Source organism: Paraburkholderia sediminicola, assembly GCF_046026675.1.
GTDB classification, from domain to species: Bacteria; Pseudomonadota; Gammaproteobacteria; order Burkholderiales; family Burkholderiaceae; genus Paraburkholderia; species Paraburkholderia sediminicola_F.
This window is the reverse complement of the sequence record NZ_JAQQEY010000002.1, coordinates 52,497-74,917: the sequence shown is the minus strand read 5'-3', so window position 1 is coordinate 74,917 and position 22,421 is coordinate 52,497. Positions and strand designations below refer to the sequence as shown.

Sequence of the window (22,421 nt, the reverse complement as noted above, 5' to 3'; positions counted from 1 at the left end):
GTTCGTTCGTTCGTGATCTAGCGTAGCCCACGCACCACGGCGGCGAGTCGCGCCACCAATGCATCGGCTTCGTGCGGTTTGACGCCCGCGTAGCCGAGCATAAAGCCGTTGTAGCGCGCGGCGTCTTTAGCAGGTGGCTGACAAAACGCACTGAGCGCAGCGATATGCAAGCCGTGCTCGCGTGTTACTGCGCTCACGTCCTGGTCTCGCAGCGGCACATCGAGTCGCATCGTCAGATGCATGCCGCCGCCGTCGGACGAGACTGTCACCAGGTCGCCCATATGGCGCTCGATCGCATTCACCAATGCCGTACGGCGCTGCTGATACAGCCGCCGCATACGCCGCAGATGCCGCGCATATTTCCCACTATCAATGAAATCCGCCAACGCGATCTGTTCAGCCACGCGCCCTTGCCGGGCGATCTCGCTGAGTGCCTCGTCGATATCGGCGACGAGATGCGCCGGTACGACCATGAAGCCCATACGCAGCGCTGGAAACATCGTCTTGCTGAAGGTGCCGAGGTAAATCACCGGCGTGTCGGCCGCGAGGCCCTGGATCGACGGCAACGGCGGACCACTGTGGCGCAGTTCGCTGTCGTAGTCGTCTTCGATGATCCAGGCGCCGCGCGCCACCGCGTTCTCGATGATCGACCAGCGCCGTTCCAGGCTCAACACGCTGCCGAGCGGATATTGGTGCGACGGCGTGATGTACATCAGGCGTGGCGGCGTCTGCTCCCAATGATCGGGCGTCGGCGCCATGCCGGCGGCATCGACTGGAATCAACACCAGTTGCAAGCCAGCGGCCTGGAATGCAGCCTTTGCACCGTGATAGCCGGGGTCCTCAACCCAGACGCTGTCGCCGGGGTCCGCCAGCATGCATGCGCATAGATCGAGACTCGCCTGCGTGCCCGAGGTGATGAACACCTGCTCTGCCGAACACCGCACGCCGCGCGACACGCGCACGTATTCCGCAATCGAGCGACGCAATGCGGGGTGCCCGGCGTTGTTGCCGTAACCGAGTTCCCGTGGCTCGACCGCGCGCCATGCGCGCTCCATCGAGGCACGCCATTGCGCGAGCGGAAATTCGTCGAGTGCGGGCACGCCGGGACGAAATGGCGTGGGGTCGTCGGGATTGGTGCGCTCGCGCGGCAGATTGGCGACACGGCGCGACAGGTGATTTGCAGGGGTCTGCACGCTGCCGCTTGCTGCGGAGATTGACGCGCCTGAACCGCTTACCATGCTCACGATAGAACCATGCCGGCTCGCCGTGATAAAGCCTTCCTCGGTGAGCCGCTCGTACGCGTAGAGGACCGAGTTGCGCGCAATGCCCAATTGTTCGGCGAGCGCGCGTGTGGCAAGAAGACGGCTGCCATGGCGAATATCGCCCTCGAGAATCGCACGGCGCAGACTCTCGTAGAGCAAGTCCTGCTGCGTAAGCTTGCGCCCACCCATTGCGCGCTCCACGTTCGACATCAACAGGCCGTAGTCCAAATTCGTGGCTCCAAATTCTGGTCGCATTGTGGAGCTAACAATGGTGCCACAAATTTCTTATGCTGACGGTTCTGGAGTCGCTGAATACTGCGAGAGAGGCCGTTGCCATGAACACGCATGCACGTCACGCCGTCACCGCACGTTTGAGCTATGGCGCCGCGGTGAAGTGGTGCGCAGCGCTGGCGTGCGCGGCCTATGCCTATGGGCTGCTCGAGCCGGCGGCAACCGCCCGCGCAAGCTTGGATGCCTGCGTGAACGAAAATCTGGAGCAGCACGGTAGCGCAGCCGACGCAGCTGCGGCAACGTCCGCAACACCTACTGCCGAGGAAGAACGCAAGCAGGTGTTCACCGCAGCCGTCTACGCTTGTTCGACTCAACCTTAGCAGCGGCGAGCCACTCGCCCTCAACCATCACCGCACAAGGAGCCACACCCATGTCCGACGCGATTCAAATCCGCCCCGTCACCCCCGCCGACTTCGACGCCTGGCTGCCGCTGTGGGACGCCTACAACGCGTTCTACGGCCGCTCGGGCGAAACGGCATTGCCGCGCGAGATCACGCAAGTCACGTGGGGCCGTTTCTTCGACGCCTACGAGCCAATGCATGCGATGGTCGCCGAACGCAACGGCCAGCTGCTTGGCCTCGTGCACTTCCTGTATCACCGTCACACGACCATGGTGGCGCCGACCTGCTATCTGCAAGACCTCTACACGCTGGAAGCGGAGCGCGGCAAAGGTGTCGGCCGTGCGTTGATCGAAGCCGTATATGCACGGGCTAAGGCAGACGGTTTGCAACGGGTCTATTGGCAAACACATGAGACGAATCACGCGGCAATGAAGCTGTATGACAAGGTCGCGGGTCACTCCGGTTTCGTGGTGTACCGCAAGGCGTTGTGACGTTGTGATACAGCGCAGCAGACCCGCCTGGCGGGCTTTGCGTCCCCGCTTCGCATCCCGTTCTCGCGTCGCCATTCTTGCGCGACCAGACACCGCATTCGCATGACCGGCGGCCCATCCAGCCGGCATGTGTAGCGCATCACCCTCATCGACACTCGCCGCATTCGTTCCCCTCGCCGCTCAAGTTTGCAGGCAGCCTGCCGTTATCGCCATTGGACGGAGCGCCATCTGGCTCCCACGCGACCTTGGGCGATCTCCTCACGGAGGGGCGCAAAACGAATCGGAAACTGTACATGCCTTCGATCATCGGCATCGATCTTGGAACCACGCATAGTCTTGCAGCCGTCTGGCGCAATAACGAGGCTGCCCTCATCCCGAACGCACTGGGCGAGGTGCTGACGCCGTCGTGCGTCTCGATCGACGACGACGGCTCGATCCTCGTCGGCCGCCCCGCTCATGACCGGTTGCATACGCATCCCGAACGCACCGCCGCCAACTTCAAACGCTACATGGGCACGAATCGCAATGTGTCGCTCGGCGTGCAGACACTGCGTCCGGAAGAACTGTCTTCGCTGGTGCTCAAATCGTTGAAAGCCGACGCCGAAGCGTTTCTCGGCGAACCGGTACGCGACGCCGTGATCGCCGTGCCCGCCTATTTCAGCGACGCGCAACGCAAGGCCACGCGCATCGCCGGCGAGTTGGCCGGGCTCAATGTGCTGCGCCTCGTCAACGAACCGACCGCGGCCTCGCTCGCGTACGGTGTGCATCAGCGCGACAGCGAACGCAAGTTCCTGATCTTCGATCTGGGCGGCGGCACGTTCGACGTCTCGGTGCTCGACTTCTTCGAAGGCGTGATGGAGGTGCGCGCCAGCACCGGTGACAATTTTCTCGGAGGCGAAGATTTCACAGAGGCGCTCGTCGAGTTGTTCTGCCAACGCAATAGCCTTCGACTCAAATCGCTCACGCCGATTGCCGCACAACGTCTGCATCAGCAGGCCGAACGCGCGAAACGTCTGCTCACGCAGAACACCACCGAAAGCGTCACGCTCAAGCTCACGGTCGACGACAAGGAGCACGCACTCGAACTCGATGCGGCTGCCGCTGAGCGGACTTGCGAGCATCTGCTGCAGCGGCTGCGCAAACCGGTCGAGCGTGCGTTGCGCGATTCGAAGATCGCCGTCGATTCGCTCGACGAAATCATTCTGGTGGGTGGCGCTTCGCGCATGCCGATGGTGCGCAAACTGGTGTCGAAAATGTTCGGCCGTTTGCCCGCCGCGCATCTGAACCCGGACGAAGTCGTCGCGCTCGGCGCCGCCGTGCAGGCAGGCCTCGTCACGCGGGACGCAGGTCTCGACGAAATGGTGTTGACCGATGTCGCGCCGTATAGCCTCGGCATCGATACCGCGATGCAGATCGGCGCCACGAATTTCGTGCCTGGTCACTTTCTGCCGATTATCGAGCGCAATACGATCGTGCCGGTGAGCCGCGTGCAGCGCATTTTTACGGTGAGCGACCGTCAGGAGATTCTGAGCATCAAGGTGTTTCAAGGCGAAGCGCGTTTGACGGCCGACAACGTCGCACTCGGCCAATTCAATCTTGAAGTACCGATCAAGCCGGCTGGCCAGGCAGGTGCGGATGTGCGCTTCACCTATGACATCAACGGCGTGCTGGAAGTGGAAGCCACCGCGTTTCCAGACGGCGTGAAACGCGCCATGGTGATCGAGGAAAACCCCGGCGTGATGACGCCTGAAACAATCCGCGAGCGGCTCGCCGCACTGAGCACCTTGAAAATCCATCCGCGAGATCAGCTCGAGAATCGCACGTTGCTCACGCGTGCGGATCGTGTCTATGAAGAAACGCTCGGCGAGCATCGACAATATCTGGCCGCGCATATCGCGCGTTTCCAGTCGCTACTCGAGCGGCAGAACGCCGAGGAAATCGTCCATGCGCGCAGCGAACTGAGCGCGTTGCTGGACCGCTTCGATGTGCATGTGACGTACTGATTGGCTATGGATACGACTTCTACCCACCACTGGCCGTGGGACGTGCTCGGCATTGCGGCAAACGCCGACGAACGGACCGTGCGTCGTGCTTATGCACGTCTTTTGAAACAGCAACGTCCGGATGAAGATGCTGAGGCGTTTCAGCGGCTTCGGTACGCGTATGAGTCGGCTTTACAGATGGCGAGCGGCGGCGCTGCGGTAACGATAGCCGCGGTGTCGGCTTCGGTGCCAGTCTCGGTGCCAAGCCCGCCGCCTGAGGCACACCTTCGCGAACACGACGCCTTCGAAAGCGCCGTGCAGTTGTGGCAGCACTTCGTCTCGCAACGGGATCAGCTCGAGTCGCGCCGTTCACTGCAGGATCTATTCGCAGCCGTCGTCAATATTCAGATGCTCGACGAACTCGAATGGCAGGCGCTGGTTCATTGTTTGAACGAGGATGCGCCGGCCACGCTGCGCATGAACCTGAGTGCGGTCCTGGGATGGCGGGACAACGCCGCGCATCTGCGGCGGCGCAACGCGGCCATCGCAACCCTCGCGCTAGACCGTGTATTCGCCGACGAGGACTACAACGCGCTACGCCTGCGTTTCACGAATGCAATGGCGCTTCTCGAAGGGCCGCAACCTCCGTTGGCGGCCGGCGCACACGCACTGCTGCGCGCTGGCGTGCGCAGCGAGATGGAACAATTGTTGACCGCGCTCGGTCGTTATCATCCGAATGTCGTACGCCTGCGGCTCGACAGCGAGAAGGTCGAATTCTGGACCCGCTGCCTGTCGTTTCGGATTGGCGCGGGACGTCTGTTCTGGCCGGCGCTCGCGCTGAGCGCCTGGTGTGGCTTGCTGTTCGCCAACGCGTCGATGGGCCTGAATAGCGATCGGTGGTTCGATCAATGGACGCCCGTTCAACTGGCCGTGCTTCTGGCCACGCTGATGGTGACGTTGGTTACCAGCGCCGCGAAGACTGTGCTGCTGTCCGAACCGCAGCAACAGCGGATGCGGACGCTACGCTCGATTGGCTGGCTGCGTTATGGCTGGATTCCGGTGTGGCTTGGCGCGACTGCTGCCGCGTTGTGCGACGGAGGCAGTGGGCGCTTGACGCCGATCGGAATGGAGACGCTCGGGATTTGCACGATGTGGGCAGCGCTGATCTATGGATGGCCGCGCATTAAACAACTCGCGATACTCGCCGCCGTCGGCGCGATCGGATTCGGCTTCGCCGGCCATTGGCTCTCCACTGATCCTCGCGCGTGGCAGATGCCGTTCGCGCACGGCGTGCTGTTCGCTTTCTTCTTCTCTTTTGCGCAACAGGAGTGTCGCGGCTGGCTCGCACGTCGCCCGCGTCTTGCGCGGTTTGTAGCGACGATGTGGTTTGCGGGCTTCGCCGCGTTGATCGTTTTGCTGTTGCAACGGGACGAGCGTTCGACGCAATTTGCGTGGGCGCTTTTTACGGTGATGGCCGCGGCGGGCGGTGTGTTGGCGACGACACGTTGGGCTGATCTGCGCCGGGTTGTGCCGCCCTTTTTCCGCGGCTACGTACACCTCGTCTGGTTGGCGACTGCACTCTCCAAACCGGACATCATCGCTTGCGTAAGCGCGGGATTGATGAGTATCTGGATTATTGAGGAAGTGAAGCAGCGGCGTTTGTCGGCGCGCACGGCGCGCTGACAGTGTGTCCGCAAAGCGACGGCATGTGCGTGAGATGCGGCCTGATCAGTTCAGGTCATCGCTGTTGTAGCCCTGAATAACGTCTCATCTCGCGTAACTAGAAACAACGTTGGACATCCCGCTCCGAGTACGTGCAGAGGGACGCTTCTCATAACTTGATCCCAGAAGGTGTTCGTCTGCTCATCGTCTGAATTGAGCACGCTAAATCCCCAACGGTTGACAAAATTTGCGTGGGGTGCGAGCCCATTTTTCCGGCCATAGACATACCACTCATCAAAGCCGGGAGCTGGAAGCTGCGAGACAGTCTCCACTTTTGGGCTGATCGCGAGCGCCCCAATCTTGCTCCATCCGGCTGCAAACTCATCGTCCGTTGGTGTGTAGGGGCCGCTATCACAGCTCGCTATGGCGACATACCGTCCTATCAGCAACTGCGGACAGCGTTGCGTAAGGTCACCCATGCAAGCGTCTGTTCCGTCGTCCCATTCCACGATCCAATATCCAGCACGGTAGCCCGTTCTCACCATTTTGCCCCGTTTGCATAACATCGATGCACTCTATCCAGTCGGTCTTGAACAATTCGCCTCTCGTTCCTGTCCAGCAGCCCGCCCACGCCGAAGCCACCGCGCCCTTCGATGCCCGACTTTCCCATAGACAGTGACCTATCCACCGACTACTACGTAGCCGCCAGCGCTGATGCTTCAGAGCCCGAAGAGGTCGTACAGCGACGTGAGATTCCCATTGACGAGGCATACGCATTCGTCTGCCCACTCGCGTAGCCAACCGGATCCTCATTGATGAACCTTGCGGTCGTTGGATCGTAGTACCTATTGCGATAGTAATACAACGGTACTGCGATATTCACTACCGTTTACAGTTGGGAAGTTGCGTCATAGTTGCACCACTCGAACGTACGTACCGCCACTTTTGACGCATGCCGAAGAACAGATGGCCCATCGCCGGTCATGCCAGCGTCAGGCTGCCGGTGCAAGCTCTACGCAGATATTTCTGGGCATGAGGAGGCAGGTATTCTTGATTTAAAAATGAACACCCCGAGTCGAACGCCCACCCACATCCCGGCCCCCACTCCGAAAAATATTAGTGATTGGGTAGATTCATGCCATCCATATCTGAAAAAAAGGACCACCCACTCACCAACGCTTATTGACAAGATCGCCATGGAGAAAAGATGTATCCATTGCCATGGCGACACCAAACCACTCGACCATGTTGGCATCTCCCATTTTCTTTTTTTGGGCCAAGCAACATGGTGCAACAGGAGAAACCCCAAGGAAAATAGCGCGCCCATTGCCGCTCCTACTAGTCCAATAAATGCCCTAACCGCCAGCGGAAAATGGTCAAGCGGTGACGCAAAAAGTCCTGCGATCAGAGCGCCCAACAGCACTACGATCTTGATCGCAGGCCAAATCATGAATTTATTTTCCACGAGTATTGGTCACCTCAATGCCAACTGCTGCGCAGGCAGAACCTCTAAATCCATCACTCGGAAATCCGATCGCAACGCCACTTCCCGACCCTCGATAGGGCCTTCCCCCGAATCCCGGAAGCCCTGAAGAACCGGACTGGTTGAATTCCACTCCATTGGAAACCCCAACGCTTGTGGCAAAGGGCCCCCAACTAGCGCCGGCCTCCGCAAAGCCACCGATAGTTACGGATGAACCCGTATCACCTCTGCTGGGAGGCGCGCCGTTTGGATCTTAACTAACTCCCCCACCTACGCCGAAGCCACCGCGCCCTCCGACGCCCGTAATATTTGAGCCATCCCCATAGACAGTGACCTGCCCACCGACAACTACTTAGCCGCCAGCGCTGATGTTCCAGAGCCCGAAGGGGTCGTACAGCGACACGGGATTTCCGTTGACGTAGGCATACGCATTCGTCTGCCCACTGGCGTATCCCAAGGGGTCCTCACTGATGAATTTGCCAGTCTGCGGACTGTAGTACCGATTCCGGTAGTAGACAAACGGTACTGCGACAGACCAAACCAGTTTGCAGTTGCGTGGTTACGTCGTAGTCGCATTGATTGAAGGTACTTACGTACCGAGTAGGGCCTGTCCGCAGACATCGCATCTCCGGTTACGAGGGCGGCAGCGGTATGAACTCTATGCGGATATTTCTATCACGAAGGTGCAGGCATTCTGGACTTAAAAATCACAATCCCGAGTCGAACGCCAATCCATATCCCGCACGCCATTCCGAATGGGAACAATGCCAACGTAGCCTCACGCCACCCGTGCTTCGCCCACAGAGAAAGTCCACTACTGGCAACCACTACCAGCAAAACCGCCGAGTAGAAATCAATCAGTTGCCACGGTGATAACAAACCGTTCGACCATCCTGGTAGCCTCCATTTCTTAGCTTTTGGCCAGAAAATATGGTTTAAAAGGAGAGCACACAAAGCCAGGGAAAAGCCCATCGCACCTGCTAGCGCGCCAAGGAATACCCAACTTTCAAACGGCATATTGGCAACAGGTTGCACGGACAATCCTGCCACAAACACTACTGTTAGCACGACCACCTTGATCGCAGGCCAGAACATGAGTTTATTTGCCACGACTATAGGTCACCTCAATGCCAACTGCAGCACAAGCAGCGCCCCCAAAACCTGCACTTGGAAAGCCGATCGCGATACCGCCGCCCGCCCCTCGATAAGGCCGCCCCCCGAATCCCGGAAGGCCTGACGAACCAGACTGGTTGAATTCCACGCCGCTGGAGGCACCGACGCTTGCATTAAAAGGACCTAAGCTAGTGCCCGCCTCCGCAAAACCACCGATAGTTACCGACGAACCATCGCTACTTCTACTTGGTACTGCGCCGTTTGGATCGAAACTAAGCCCTATACCTGCGCCGCGCCCGCCGCGTATCCCCACCCCAGTAATGCTCGAAGCCGTTGGGGCAGAGCCGTCGCCGTAGACGGTGACCTGTACGCCGAAACCTCCATACACACTCCCGCTGACGCTCCAGAACCCGTAGGGGTCGTGCAGCGACACGGGATTCCCATTGACGTAGGCATACGCATTCGACTGCCCACTCGCCCACCCGATCGGGTCTTCACTGATGAACCGTCCGGTCGCCGGACTGTAATACCGGTTCCGATAGTAATACAATCCAGTCCCATCATTCTCCCGCCCGGTGTACTGCTGCAGGTTCGGGTCTGCCGCGCCGGTTTGCGTCGTCGCACCATACGGCTCAAACCGATACTGTGTCCGACTCTGCTGGTTCGCGTCCGTCAGGGCAATCACGCTGTTGTTCGCATCGCGCAGAACGTACCGGTCCTGACTCGCGTTATCCCCGATACGCCGGTACGTCAGTTCGTCCAGTCCACTTTCCGGATACGGCGAGAACACGCGGATTCGACGTGCGTAGTCGTTATCCGCAATCGTGAAGTTCAGCTCATCGCCGATCCAGAACGACTGCGTCCGGCGACCATTGACCGTCTGGTCCCGGCGATGCCCATAGATGTCGTAGCTGAAACTCGCCGCGACGCCACCAGTAATTCCGGCCAGCAGATCCTGCGCGTTCCAGCTGTACTGGTTCGTGCCGTCGCTGGCCAGATTGCCGTTCAGGTCGTAAGTGAAGGCTTTCCCTGACCAGCGCGTGAGCTGGTTTGCCCGGTTGTACTGCGCGTCGTTCACCGTCTGCGGCAGGTCCACCTTTGCGAGACTCCCGCCCGCATTCGTGCGACGACCTGCCAGGTCATAGCCGTACGTCAGGTCGCCCAGCACGCTGCCGTCGGCGCGTTTGTACGTGATGCCCGTCAGCTGGCTGGCTGCATCCCACGTGTAGGCTACCGTGATGCCGTTGGCCAGCGTCGCCTGACTGCGCCGGCCCAGCGCGTCATAGCCGTACCCGAACGTGCGCGGCGCCTCCCCGTTCACTTGATACTGGATCTGCGTGACGCGATGCTCCGCGTCGCGGCTGTAGTCCACCGTCGCATCGCTCATCTCGATGCGCGCCAGATCCCGACTGTCGGCCGCGTAGCGCAGCCACCAGCGTCCCTGCTGGCTGGCCTGCTCAAACCACCCGTTGAAGTAGCCCGTCACGCTGTCGTAGTAGCGGTAGGTCGTTGCAGGGGACTGGTTCAAGCCGGTATCAATCGTCGTCTGCAGCCTGCCGTACGCGTCCCTGCCGTAGCTCCACTTACGTACAGGCTTGCCGTTCGGATTGCCATCCGGCATGAAATAGGTTGTCTGCAGATTGCCCGACGCATCGTACCCGTACGTCCTTAGCTGGCCCTTGCGGTCAGTCACTGTCGCCAGCTGCCCCGCGCTGTTCCACGTGTAGGTCTCACTGCGACCCAGTGCATCGGTTTTGCTTACCGGGCGGCCGATCGCGTTATATGCGTAGCGCGCCGTCACCCCGTTCGGATCGGCCTGGCTTAGCAGGTGAGCGTTGCGGTCCCACGTGAGGCGGGTCACACCGCCCAGGGCATCGGTGATGTCGCTGGTGCGGTCCAGCGCGTCGAGCATGCGCTTCGTTTTATTGCCCAGCGGATCCTGCACCGCTGTCACGCGCCCTGCTGCGTCCGTCGTGTACTGTGTGGTGCGGTTCAGCGGATCAGTGACACCCGTCAGGTCGGCACCGCTCCAGGTGAATTTCGTCACACCCTTGAGCGCGTCAGTCACCGTCAGCACGCGCCCCTGGCTATCGTTTGTCAGCGTGGTGCGGTTGCCCAGCCGGTCCGTGACCGTCAGCAGGTTGCCCTTCGGGTCGTACGTGTAGACGGTGCTCACGCCGCGCTGCGGGTCACCGGCCTGTGCGTCTGTCAGCAACTGGCTGTAGCTGTCGAACGTGCGCGTGACGAACATGCCCGACTGGTCGGCTTCGCTCGAGCGGTTGCCGTTCGTATCGTAGCCATAGGTGTACTGGCGATCGCCCGCAGTGAGGTTCGTCACGCGGCCATTGCCGTCGCGCGTGAAGGTCTGTACCTGCTGGATCGACTGACCGGCCGGATATGTATTGCGCACCGCCCGCCCGTTCCCATCGAACTCCAAGCGGCGGATGCTGCCGCGCCGATCCGTCACTTCGGTCTGTATCACCTTGCCGTTGGCAACTATGTACGCGAAGCCGAAAGTGCTGTCATCGGCAAGCTTCTGGGCAATGACGCGGTCGCTGTCGTCGTAGGTGTTGGTGACCTGAACGTTGCCTTCGGGATCGGTGACGCTCACCAGTCGCGACTTGCTGTCCCAGCCGTAGTTCCATATGCCGCCGCCCGCATCCGTCACCTGGATGAGGCGGTCCTGGTTGTCGTACACATAGTTGACCTGCCGGTTCAGCGGATCGGTCACACGCGAGACAAGCGGCGTGCCGCGAGCGCCCACAATCGACTTGAACGTCAGCGCACGGCCATTCGGGCCGGTGATGCTGGTGACTCCGCCGGTGGTGCTGTCGCGGGCAATCGTCACCGTATTACCGTTGCGGTCCTGCACGCTGCTGAACCGGTAGATTCCCAACACCATTGTGAAGCGCAGCACACGTCCGTCGCGCAGGGTCAGCGCCCTGACGCTGCCACTTACATTGCCGTTACTAATCGCGGCCTTGTAATACTCGCCCGGGCTCGTCAGGTCGTCCCAGATCGCACTGCTTCCGGCACGTAGCGTGAACGGCACACGGATGCCGCTCGGCAGGCACAACTCGACTCGTTGCCGCATGCCATTACTATCTGCCGCGCTGAACGTGAGGTAGCTGTCGTAGTTAAACGTCGTGCCGATACCGAAGGCGCCGGCCATCGGTCTGCCCGAGGTGTCGTAGGCACTGCTGCGATACACCCGGGCGAGATCCAGCGCGATCGTGTCTGCCACATGCAGGTCGTGCGCGACCAGGTGGAACTGGCCCGTGTACAGCCTGACCGGATCGCCACCCGAGGTGCTGCTACCGCAGCCAGCCGTGGCATCGGCCGAGCAGCCATTCGCATCGCCAGGGTTGCCGTCCAGCCCGTCGCCATCAAGGATCACGCCCTCGTCTGGCGACAGCGGTTCAACCGTAGTGCCACCGGAGGCGCTACCGCAATAGGCATCGACGTTCAGGGGCTCGCCGCAGGCCCAGCCCGACTTGAAGGTGGCGCTTGCAGCGAGAAGTTTGCAGTTCGGGCCTGTCGGGTAGGCGCCATTTGACGCGTAGTCGTCGGCGCATTCCGCATGCGCGTGCGGCGCGACGAACCATGACAGCAGCACGAAGAAGAACAGCGCGACTGGGCGCAGCAGCGCGCGACGCGCCGCGAAGACATCTATGGATCGCATAAGGGCCGGGAAGAGACTGGGAATGGAATCGACCGCGATACGCCTAGCGCATGCTGGCCTGAGTCGAGGCAGGTGAGGCCGACAATGCCCCGGCTTCCGATGCGGGCGAAGAATCTGCACCGCTCGCCGGAACCTCCGCGGATAGCCCCCCCTGCCTTCTGATCGCCGTGATGTTGCCTGCGGCGTCGTAGTCGTAATACGCCGCAGCGCCCGCGACAGTCACCGAGATGAGACGGCCCAATGCGTCGTATCCGTAGGAGATTTCATCGGCACACGCAGACACCGCCAGCGTTGATAGCCAAACCACAGCGCAACAACTCACCACGCGTCCGACTGGCGCCCGGCGACTTCTTTTCCATGCGCCGGAGCCCGAGCGACAGAGTCTGGATAAATTGATCATCGATATTTTTCACGCAATTTATAGTTTTACTAAGCAACAGAACGATATCGAAAACCGAATCTGATTTATAGCGGACATCTCCTTTATTGAGTAATAGATTTCTGACAGTAAGCAGCGCTATAAGGCGATCAATTACCAAGCATCTCATGGGCACTCTGAATCTATGAGAATCCTCTTAGAACATTCTTAGAAAATCAAAAACGTATCGCAGCATCCCGGTATCAGCGACAAAAGCGTCACCCCAAAACAAAGGGCGCACCACCCAGTGCGCCCTTCATCTTCCTGCCATTGCGGCACTACATCAACCGCCCACCAAACTCTTCACTCGCTAAAAAAACATCAAGCCTCAAGCTGCTCCAGCACCTTCCCCTTGGTCTCAATCCCGAGAAAGTGCACAGCAATCGCCGCAATAAACGGCACAGCTGCGAGAATATAAAACGCCACTTCCAGATTGCCCCCGATCATCGTCTTCGACACGATCGCCGGTGCGAAAATCGCCGCCACCTTCAGCCACGCGCCGCCCACGCCGCAGCCCATCGCACGGATGCTGGTCGGATACAGTTCCGGCGTATACACATAAGCCGTGATGAAACCGCAAGCGAGGAAGCCGAGCGAGAACGCGCAGCACGTCGCGACCACATACACTGACGAATTGTGGAACACGCCAGCCAACAACAACGAGAGCGCGCACAATACGAACGAAAAGTTAATGATCGGCTTACGCCCCACCTTGTCGACCAGCAGCGCACAAGTCAGCGAACCCACCACGCCCAGCACCGAAGCCGCCACCGCCAGATTCAACGCCAGCTGCAGCGGCGCGTGATAAACCGTGCGATAGATCGTCGGCAGCCAGGTCGACAGACCGTACTGAATGAAGCCGCAAGTAATCCACAGCATCGCCACAGCCATCGTGCGCTTCAGATACGCCGGCCCGAACAGATCGCCCATACGGCGCTTCGGATGGCGATTGGCCATCGCCTCGAATTCGGCCGAATTGGCGACCGGCGGAAGCGGGCCTTTCACAGCACGCTCGAAAGTATTCACAGCAGCATCGGCATCGGCCATCCGTTCGCGTTCGGCCAGCCAGCGCGGCGATTCCGGCACCAGTTTGCGCAGCACGAAGAACAGGATCAACGGCATGCCGCCGATGAAGTACATCGCCTGCCAGCCGAAACGCGGCACGATCCACGCACCCAACGCGTTCGATGCAAGCAAGCCAACCGGAAAAACGATTTCATACAAGAGCACAAAACGGCCACGGCCATGTGCACGGCTGATCTCGTTGATATAGGTCGCGGCCACCGGCAATTCGCCACCCAGCCCGAGTCCCTGAATCACACGCAACACGACAAACGCCGCGAAGGTCGGCGCAAAGCCGCACGCAATACTCGTAATGCCGATGATCCCCGAACTCAACGCAATCGCCTTCACGCGGCCCTTGCGTTCGGCGTACCACGGGAACACGAACGCGCCGATCAGCTGCCCAACCGAGCCTGAGCCGATCAGGAAGCCGATTTCCCACGGCGTCAGATGCCACTTCGCAATCAGGATCGGCAGCGTGGCCGCGATTGCGATCACGTCGAAGCCGTCGAAGAACGTCGCGAGGCCGATCAGTATGCGCGCGCGCACCTGCATCGCATTCTTGGGCAAGCGCTCCAGACGCGCGATGATCGAGCCCCGGGTCACGGGGCCTGAGACACCGGCGCTGCTGCGGTCCCCCATGGTGTTGTCGATGGTTCTCATGCCGTGGTGCCGTCCGTAGGTGTGGTTAGGCAAGCGCCGTTGAGGCGTCGGTAAGGGTAGCCAAGTCGATAGTCCGGCCCTGGTTCATCCATTTGCGCGAGAGTTTCAGTTCGCGCGGCGTGTTGATGGCGATGACACCGCGAATCGCGCCGTCTTCCAGATGGAAAAGCGTGGCGTGTTTGCCCGGCAGATCACCGCGTACAGCGAGTTGCGCATCGCCCGGAATGTCGCCGAGGATTTGCAGATTGACGTCGTATTGGTCGGACCAGAACCACGGAATGTCCGCATACGGTTCGAAATTGCCGAGCAAAGCTTTTGCCGCCGAGATCGCCTGGTTCTGCGCGTTGGCCCACGATTCGAGCCGCACGCGGCGCTTGAGCCAGGCACTCGGATGGTTCGCGACGTCGCCGCAAGCGAAAATGCGCGGATCATCGGTCGCGCCGAAATGGTCAACGACAATGCCGTCTTCCACCTTGATACCCGCTGCTTCGGCCAGTGCCGTATGCGGCGTGAGGCCGATGCCGGCGACCGCGAAGTCGGCATCCAATGTGGAGCCGTTAGCGAACGTTGCGCGAATACGGTTGGCGTCGTTCGGATGATCCGCAATCGACACGAGCGATGCGTTCAAACGTACATCCACGCCATTCGCACGATGCAGTTGCAACAGGAAATCCGACACCATCGGCGGCAACGAGCGAGCGCACAGACGCGGCGCACCTTCCACTACCGTCGCGTCCACACCGAGCTTGCGCGCAGTAGCTGCGACTTCGAGACCGATCCAGCCGCCGCCGATCACCAGCACGCGCTTGCTTGAGCGCAACCGTTCGCCGAGCGCGACGGCTTCGTCGAGCGTACGCAGATAGGCGATGTGCGAGGTCTTCACCAACGCATCCGGCAAACGGCGCGCCGCGCCGCCGGTTGCGATCACAAGCCGGTCGTATTGCACCTCACGTCCCGACTGCGTGCGCACGATGCGCTGTTCACGATCGATCGATGTCGCGCTATCCGGTTGCCATGCTTCGACATTCAGCGCGTCGAAATCGCCAGGCTTCACGAGGCGCACGGTTTCGATATCGGCGTCGCCTGAGAGCACGGCCTTCGACAGCGGCGGGCGCTCATACGGCAAATGGATTTCGTCGGCAATCATCACAAGGCGGCCATCGAAGCCTTCCTTGCGCAATGTCTTCACGACCCAACCCGCCGCCTGGCCGCCGCCGATCACGACGATCGTGCGCGGCGCTTCGAGTCCGGCGTGTGCAGCTTGAGCCTTTTCAGCAGCAGCGTCAGTCATTTTTCCGCTCCGTCATGAACTTGCCTTCCGGCGCCTTCGTGTTTTTCTGGCGACGTGTATTGCCGTCGATGCCACCGTCGATTGCCCATTCGGCGAACACGGTCGGACCCGGTTCGAAATCGCGTGGCTGCCATTCGGGCGTGAGCTGGTCTTCGTCGGCGTAGTACTCGATCAGGCCGCCGGCCGGATTCTGGAAGTACCAGAAGTACGCCGACGAAACCGGATGACGTCCCGGACCGAGTTGCGTATCCCAACCGCAGCGGCTGATATGCATGCCACCGCCGAACACTTCGTGGATATCGCGCACGGTGAACGCGACGTGATTCAGACCGCGCTTACCGCCCGGCAAGGCCAGCAGAAAAATGTCGTGATGGCCGCCGTGCGGTGCGCAGCGCATGAACGCGCCGCGGCCCGGATAACGATCCGACATTTCGAAGCCGAGCAGTTCCTGGTAAAACTTCTCTTGTGCCGCGAGTTGGTTCGTAAAGAACACTACGTGGCCCACTTCAACCGGCTCAGCGCGCTCATAAATCGGCGACGGCTGATCGACGCGCAACGTCTGACCCCACACGTTCGACGGCGAACCGTGAATGTCGAGCGCGCGCTTGCGGGTTACTTCAACGCGAATCGCCATGCCATTCGGATCGATACAACCGACAGCGTCTTCCGTTTCGAAGTGACCCGGCTGACCGGCAAAGCGGCCGCGCAGTTCGTCGAGTTCCGCTTTCGTTGCCACACCCCACGTCACTTCACGCAGCGTCGGACCTTCTTCAAATGCGGGTGGCAGCGACGGGTCGTTGGCATCGACCAGGAGAATCGTGCAGCCGTTCAGCGTTTCGAAGCGTGCGTGGGTTTCGTCGTGCGCGACCTCCTTCAAGCCCCAGTCCGCGAAAAAGCGGCGACAGGTGGCGAGATCCGTCACGCCGTAAATAATCTGTTCAATGCCGAGAATCGTCATAACGTGCCTCTTGCGTATTTCGCGTATTAGTTCGCCCACGCCAGCGGCGCGTCGTTCAAGCCCCAGTAGAGACTCTTCTGCTGCATGTATTCGCGGATGCCGAGGCGGCCCTTCTCGCGTCCCATGCCGCTCTCTTTCCAGCCGCTGAACGGCGTCGAGATCGAAAACAGCTTGTAGGTGTTGATCCACACGGTGCCGGTTTCGAGCGCACGGGCGATCCGGTAGGCACGTTTGTAATCGCGCGTCCAAATGCCGGCGGCGAGGCCGAACACACTGTTATTGGCTTCTTTTAGCAGCGATGCTTCGTCGTCGAACGGCATCGCGACCAGCACCGGGCCGAAGATTTCCTCCTGGCAGATGCGGGCGTCGTTCGTGAGACCTTCGAGTATCGTCGGCTGGAAATAGGTGCCTGCTTCGCGGCCATCGCCGACCGGACGTTCACCGCCGCACAAGAGGCGGCCGCCTTCTTCCTGGCCCAACGCGACGTAACGTTCGACGGTTTCACGATGTGCCGCGGTAATCAGTGGACCCATCTGCGTTTCAGTACGCGACGGATCGCCGACGCGCAGCTTACGTGCGCCTTCCGCAAGACGCTTCATGAACGTGTCGTAAATCGAGCGCTGTACGAACAGGCGCGAGCCTGCGATGCACGCTTCGCCAGACGAACTGAAAATACCGTACAGCACACCGTTCACTGCATGATCCAGATCGGCGTCATCGAACACGATAGTCGGCGATTTTCCGCCGAGTTCGAGCGAGACCGGCATCAGCTTGTCCGCAGCGATGCGCGCGATGCCGCGGCCGACTTCGGTGCCCCCCGTGAACGACACTTTCTTCACCAACGGATGGCGTACCAGTACGTCGCCGATCACAGAGCCTTTACCCGGTACCACGCTGATAACACCTTTCGGCACGCCGGCTTCTTCACAGATACGCGCCAACGCAAGCGATACCAATGGCGTGACTTCAGCCGGCTTCAGTACCACAGCGTTGCCGCCTGCTAGTGCCGGAGCCAGCTTCTGCGCATCCGAAGCAATCGGCGAATTCCACGGCGTAATCGCCGCGATCACGCCGATCGGCTCGTAAATGCTCATCGTCAGATAGTCGCCACGCGAGGGCGTCACTTCTTCGTCGAGCGTTTCGAGGCACGCCGCGAAATAGCGGAAGGTGTTCGCAGCGCTCGCCACCAGTACGCGCGTTTCGCCAATCGGCTTGCCGTTGTCACGACGCTGCAATTGTGCGAGCGCTTCGTGGCGCGCCATGATCAGATCGGCGATGCGATACAGAATCAGCGCGCGTTGATGTGGCTTGAGACCCGACCAATCCGCCTTGCGCCATGCGATGTCCGCGGCTTCCACGGCTTCGCGGGCGTCGTCGGCGTTGGCTGTCGAGATTTCCATGTTGACCGACTGATCCGCCGGATACAGGCTTTTGTACGGGTTGCCACGCCCTTGCCGCCATTCGCCGCCGATGAAAATATCGCCGGTAGGCACGAGGCTGGTATCGAAGTGAGTCATGTCGGTCGTTCCGGTTTGCTTCAGCTAATCAGCGAATGTCTTAAATCACGCAGCGTGCTGCGCGATTGCGTAGCGCACGAATCGCGCTGTATGCGGTCAGTGCGGACGTCTTGGGGTTGTCCGGCAGCGGCTTGCCGCACATTTCCAGCGACATCTCGCCGAATGCGCCACGGGCCACGATGCGGTGCACGTTGCGCGTCATCTTCGGGTCGGCGATCAGGCGCACCATGGTCTGGTCGAGACCGAGACCAGCCAGCGCGATCGTCGCGGCGACGTTGGCGTTCTTCGGATACAGGCGCGCCGCTTCGCGCGCGCTGCCTTCGAAAATCACCCGCTCTTCGGTCAACGCGTGCAGATCGCACACCTGTTCCGCTGGCGTGCCGAGCCAGCCCAAAGGCGGCTTGCGCCCCGTGTACAGCACTTCGTCGAGGCCACCGAGCTTGGCGGCAGACAACGCATCCACGCCGCCGATTGCTCCCGACAACAGCGTCAACGTTGCGTCGCCTTCATCGGCCGCAGCGGAGAGCGCGTCCAGCAGCAGCATGTCGGACAACGCGCCGATCGACGCGACCGCGCAATCCGTACCGGCTTTCAGCAACGGCACCACGTGATCGACCAGTGCGCTGTGTCCCGCGCATTCCAGCGCGAAATGCGGCTGACTGCTCAACGCGGACACGGAGGCCACCACATCGACCGACGCGCCCACCACTTCACGCACCGACGCCATATGACGTTCCGGCACGATCACGTGCGACACGCGCACCGTCGGATCCGACTCGACCGAGCGATACACCGCCTGGCCGATCGCGCCGAAGCCGATCATTGCGACGTCGACGGGTGCGTGATGCCCCGCATAGCCGGTCTCACGCATGTTCCGGCTCCTTTTCCTTGACCGGCGGACCCGCGAACGCGGTGGCGAACGAGCCGACCGACAGCATGTCCACTTCGACCAGCACCGGGCCGGTCTTCGCCATGCCTTCGCGGATGATCTCCTCGGCCTGGTCGAGCGATTTGATGCGGTAGTGCGTAAGCTTCAGGCTCTCGCAGAACTGCGCAAAATCCGGTTGATGCAGATCGACGTAGCAACGGCGGCCACCGTATTGCGCGTCCTGAATGTTGCGGATTACGCCGTAACACTGATCGTTCATCAGCACGATCATCACGTTGGCGTTTTCCTGCACGGCCGTTGCGAGTTCGCCGACGTTGACCATCAGGCCGCCGTCGCCAACCAGGCACACGGTCTTCGCGGCATTGCCCGCAAGTGCGGCGCCGATACCCATCTGCATGCCCTGGCCGATGCCACCGCCGAGTGCATGAACGCCCGCGCGCGGCGAGAAGATCTTCAGCATGCGATTACCCCACGTGCTGTTCGAGATCGTGACGTCGCGCACCCAGTTGTAGTCGCGGCCTACAGCCTGCTGTAGCGCGTCGACAAGGCGCTTGTACGGACCGAGGCCTTTGCCCACATCGGCGACGGCGCTTTCGCGCGCGGCAGCCAGGTCTTGTGCGAACGTCGGATCGACCTTCAGACGGCCTTCGAGCAGCGTCGCGAGTTCTTCGAGAACGGCCGATGCATCGCCGTGAATGAACATGTCGTTGCGATAACCGCGGTTGTCGGCGAGCGCGTCGGCGTCGATGCGATACAGCGGTTGCGGCAGCGCCAGCTTGTATTTCAGCGTTTCGTTGCCACGCAGACGCGAACCGACCACCACCAGCGCGTCACACGTCTTGTAGAAGCTTTCGACAGCGGCATGCACGTTGAACGCGCCGAGCGTCGCCGAATGATCTTCCGGCAGCACGCCACGACCCTGCACGCTTGTCACCACACCGAAGCCCAGCGCAACGAGACGTTCAACCGCAGCACGTGCGTGGCGCGTACCGCCGCCGAGCCACAACAGCGGACGCTTCGCATTCGCCAGTTGATCCGCGAGTTGCACGACACGCTGGCTGCAATGCGTGAGCGTGGTGACATGCGGTGCGGCCAGATCGGCTGGCCATTCGATTTCGGCGGCTTGAATGTCGATCGGAATTTCAACGCTGACCGGGCCGCTCGGCGCGGTTTGCGCGACACGCACGGCTTCGCGGATCGTCGGCAATGCGGTTTCAACCGAGCGCACGCGGAACGCGGCCTTCGAGATCGACGACAGCATCGACAGTTGGTCCGGCGCTTCGTGGATATAAGCGAGGTCCTTATCGAGGTATTCGGTTTCGATCTGCCCCGTCACATGCAACAACGCAGTGCCAGCGGTCAGCGCTTCGACCATCGCGCCGGCAGCATTACCCGCTGCAGTGCCCGTGCTGGTGAAGGCAACACCGAGGCCGCCGGAGACACGCGCCAGGCCATCAGCCATATTCACCGCGCCCGCTTCGCCACGTGCGCCGACGTAGCGAATCTTGCCGCGGTTGTGGATCGCGTCGAGGATCGGCATGTTGTGGATCGAGATCACGCCGAATGCGGTTTGAACGCCGCATTGCTCGAGAAAAGCGGCGATCAGTTCGCCAACAGTGGTTTTGTTAGACATGTCGTGCAACGCCTCCAGAAACATCGATGTGACTGCCCGTCGTATAGGACGACAGCGTCGTAGCCAGATAAAAGAGCGCTTGAGCGGCTTCTTCGGGTTTGCCGAAGCGGCCTAGCGGAATGTTTTTCTTGCGTGCCAGTTCGGCGGTCCAGTCTTCCCAGCTCTGGCCCGGCTGCGCTTCTTTCGCGTAACGGCGGCGCCATTGACCCGATTCGACGATGCCGATCAGAATCGAATTCACGCGAATGCGTTGCGGCGCGAGTTCGACCGCAAGTGATTTGATGAGGCTCAGCACGCCGGCGCGTGCCGACGAGGTCGCGACCATGTGCGGCTCGGGTTGCAGTGCGAGCAGCGAGTTCACGCAGGCCACTGCGGGGTTCGCCGCGTCGCGCAGCATCGGCAGGAAGGCGCGCGTCGGGCGGATCACGCTGAAGTACTTCAGGTCGAGTTCTTCGCGCCAGGCGTCGTCGGTAGTGTCGCCGAACGTCGACACGCGACCCTGGCCGGCGTTGTTCACCAGCATGTCGGTGCGGCCGAAACGCGTTTGCACCGCTTGCGCGAACGCTGCGACCTCGTCCGCGTCTAGCACGTCGCAGGTTTGCGCCAGCAATTGCGCTTGCGGAAACTGCGCCTTCAGCGAGGCTTCCGCTTGCGCGAGACGTTCGCTGTCGCGTCCGCAGATCGCGACCGAAGCGCCTGCTCGCAGAAACAGCTCGGCAGTCGCGAGGCCGATGCCGGACGAGCCGCCCGTCACCACCGCTACCTGTCCGTTCAAGTCGATTTGAATCATTTGAGCCCCAGTGCCTTAAAGTATTTCGCGCCCGCGTTCGGGCTACCTGTCGGCCGATAGTTGAGCCGCTGCGAGAGTTCGTCAGCCGCGCGGCGGACCTTGTCGATCAGACCGCTGTCGAGCAGCGACGCATCGATCTCGTGGCGCGGAATCGTTGTCGTGATCACGGCGACGATCCGACCCGTGTCGTTGCGCACCGGCGCGCTCACCACCGAAATGCCGCGTTCGAACGACGACTCGCTGATCGCGAAGCCACGCTTGGCGTCGTCGCGAATGCGTTCGTACAGATCGTCGATGGTGGCCGGCGTTTGTTTCGTGAAGCGTTCAAGTTCCGGCTCGGGATAGAGCTTCTTCAAGTCGTCGAGCGTCATGTCGCCCATCAATACCTGGCCGTGTGTCGTCGCGTAGGCAGGTAGACGGGTGCCGACATTCACCTTCACCGAGCTGAAAATCGGTGCGTGGCTTTGCGCTTTGGCAACGAACACCACATCGCGTCCATCGCGAATCACGATGTGGCTGGTGAGGCCGGTGTCGTCGCGCAGCGCTTCGATGATCGGCAAACCGAGGTCGGTCAATTCGAGCGAGCTCAGGTATTCGAAGCCAAGTCGAAGCACCGCGACGCCGAGGCGATAGTTGCGGTCCTTATCGGCGCGCTCGAGAAAGCCGAGCGATTCGAGTGTTTGCAGCAGACGGAACACCGTCGTGCGGGGAATCTTCAGGCGCTTGGATAATTCCGGTGCGCCGAGAACCGGCTCGCGTGGCGAGAACTCCGTCAGAATCTTCAGACCGCGTTCCAGACCCGGCACGCGATAGCTGATATCGCTGCTCGTGTCTGCGTCGTTGCGGTCGTCGTCCGCGTCGCGCTCGGCGCTAACCATGTCATGCGTGTCGGA

At 60.9% G+C, this 22,421-nt stretch carries 18 protein-coding genes; 4 read left to right on the top strand and 14 right to left on the bottom strand.

Annotated elements, in window-relative coordinates:
• Positions 1-17 precede the first annotated feature (17 nt).
• Positions 18-1,490, bottom strand: coding sequence for a MocR-like pyridoxine biosynthesis transcription factor PdxR (gene pdxR, locus PQQ86_RS20120; RefSeq protein WP_408270625.1), 1,473 nt, complete (start codon positions 1,488-1,490; stop codon positions 18-20).
• A 107-nt stretch (positions 1,491-1,597) separates the two neighbouring features.
• Between pdxR and PQQ86_RS20115 the strand changes: the two genes are divergently transcribed.
• From PQQ86_RS20115 to PQQ86_RS20100, 4 genes are all read left to right on the top strand, one after another.
• Positions 1,598-1,873 carry a hypothetical protein gene (locus PQQ86_RS20115; protein ID WP_408270622.1) on the top strand — a complete coding sequence of 92 codons (276 nt, stop codon included), beginning with the start codon at positions 1,598-1,600 and terminating at the stop codon, positions 1,871-1,873.
• 50 nt (positions 1,874-1,923) lie between these two features.
• A complete protein-coding gene (locus PQQ86_RS20110) occupies positions 1,924-2,385 on the top strand; it encodes a GNAT family N-acetyltransferase (protein ID WP_408270619.1) in 462 nt (153 codons plus the stop codon).
• Positions 2,386-2,678: 293 nt separating this feature from the next.
• Positions 2,679-4,388: a molecular chaperone HscC gene (locus PQQ86_RS20105; protein ID WP_408270617.1), complete on the top strand. Its 1,710-nt coding sequence runs from the start codon at positions 2,679-2,681 to the stop codon at positions 4,386-4,388.
• Between the two features lie 6 nt (positions 4,389-4,394).
• Positions 4,395-6,050: a J domain-containing protein gene (locus PQQ86_RS20100; RefSeq protein ID WP_408270614.1), complete on the top strand. Its 1,656-nt coding sequence runs from the start codon at positions 4,395-4,397 to the stop codon at positions 6,048-6,050.
• Positions 6,051-6,723: 673 nt separating this feature from the next.
• On the opposite strand, the gene PQQ86_RS20095 is transcribed toward PQQ86_RS20100, so the two are convergent.
• The 13 genes from PQQ86_RS20095 to PQQ86_RS20035 form a co-directional block, all read right to left on the bottom strand.
• Entirely contained in the window at positions 6,724-6,912 is a 189-nt protein-coding gene (locus PQQ86_RS20095) for an RHS repeat-associated core domain-containing protein (protein ID WP_408270609.1), read from the bottom strand.
• 129 nt (positions 6,913-7,041) lie between these two features.
• A complete protein-coding gene (locus tag PQQ86_RS20090) occupies positions 7,042-7,494 on the bottom strand; it encodes a hypothetical protein (protein WP_408270606.1) in 453 nt (150 codons plus the stop codon).
• 370 nt (positions 7,495-7,864) lie between these two features.
• Positions 7,865-8,056: an RHS repeat-associated core domain-containing protein gene (locus PQQ86_RS20085; protein WP_408279244.1), complete on the bottom strand. Its 192-nt coding sequence runs from the start codon at positions 8,054-8,056 to the stop codon at positions 7,865-7,867.
• A gap of 131 nt (positions 8,057-8,187) precedes the next feature.
• Entirely contained in the window at positions 8,188-8,622 is a 435-nt protein-coding gene (locus tag PQQ86_RS20080) for a hypothetical protein (protein WP_408202949.1), read from the bottom strand.
• Complete coding sequence (locus PQQ86_RS20075; RefSeq protein WP_408270602.1) at positions 8,612-12,307, bottom strand: RHS repeat-associated core domain-containing protein; 3,696 nt, start codon at positions 12,305-12,307, stop codon at positions 8,612-8,614. The genes PQQ86_RS20080 and PQQ86_RS20075 overlap by 11 nt, the downstream gene beginning before the upstream one ends.
• A 739-nt stretch (positions 12,308-13,046) precedes the next feature.
• A complete protein-coding gene (locus PQQ86_RS20070; protein WP_408270599.1) occupies positions 13,047-14,450 on the bottom strand; it encodes an MFS transporter in 1,404 nt (467 codons plus the stop codon).
• Between the two features lie 25 nt (positions 14,451-14,475).
• A complete protein-coding gene (locus PQQ86_RS20065) occupies positions 14,476-15,741 on the bottom strand; it encodes an NAD(P)/FAD-dependent oxidoreductase (RefSeq protein WP_408270596.1) in 1,266 nt (421 codons plus the stop codon).
• Complete coding sequence (locus PQQ86_RS20060; RefSeq protein WP_408270592.1) at positions 15,734-16,699, bottom strand: VOC family protein; 966 nt, start codon at positions 16,697-16,699, stop codon at positions 15,734-15,736. The genes PQQ86_RS20065 and PQQ86_RS20060 overlap by 8 nt, the downstream gene beginning before the upstream one ends.
• Before the next feature lie 26 nt (positions 16,700-16,725).
• Positions 16,726-18,216: an aldehyde dehydrogenase gene (locus PQQ86_RS20055; protein WP_408270589.1), complete on the bottom strand. Its 1,491-nt coding sequence runs from the start codon at positions 18,214-18,216 to the stop codon at positions 16,726-16,728.
• 40 nt (positions 18,217-18,256) lie between these two features.
• Positions 18,257-19,087 (bottom strand): aspartate dehydrogenase, encoded by an 831-nt coding sequence (locus PQQ86_RS20050; protein WP_408270586.1) that lies wholly within the window; start codon positions 19,085-19,087, stop codon positions 18,257-18,259.
• On the bottom strand, positions 19,080-20,738 hold the full coding sequence (locus PQQ86_RS20045) for a thiamine pyrophosphate-binding protein (RefSeq protein WP_408270584.1): 1,659 nt from the start codon (positions 20,736-20,738) through the stop codon (positions 19,080-19,082). Before PQQ86_RS20045 ends, PQQ86_RS20050 begins: the two co-directional genes overlap by 8 nt.
• Positions 20,731-21,528 (bottom strand): SDR family oxidoreductase, encoded by a 798-nt coding sequence (locus PQQ86_RS20040; protein ID WP_408270581.1) that lies wholly within the window; start codon positions 21,526-21,528, stop codon positions 20,731-20,733. The genes PQQ86_RS20045 and PQQ86_RS20040 overlap by 8 nt, the downstream gene beginning before the upstream one ends.
• Positions 21,525-22,406, bottom strand: coding sequence for an IclR family transcriptional regulator (locus tag PQQ86_RS20035; RefSeq protein WP_408279243.1), 882 nt, complete (start codon positions 22,404-22,406; stop codon positions 21,525-21,527). The genes PQQ86_RS20040 and PQQ86_RS20035 overlap by 4 nt, the downstream gene beginning before the upstream one ends.
• Positions 22,407-22,421 lie beyond the last annotated feature (15 nt).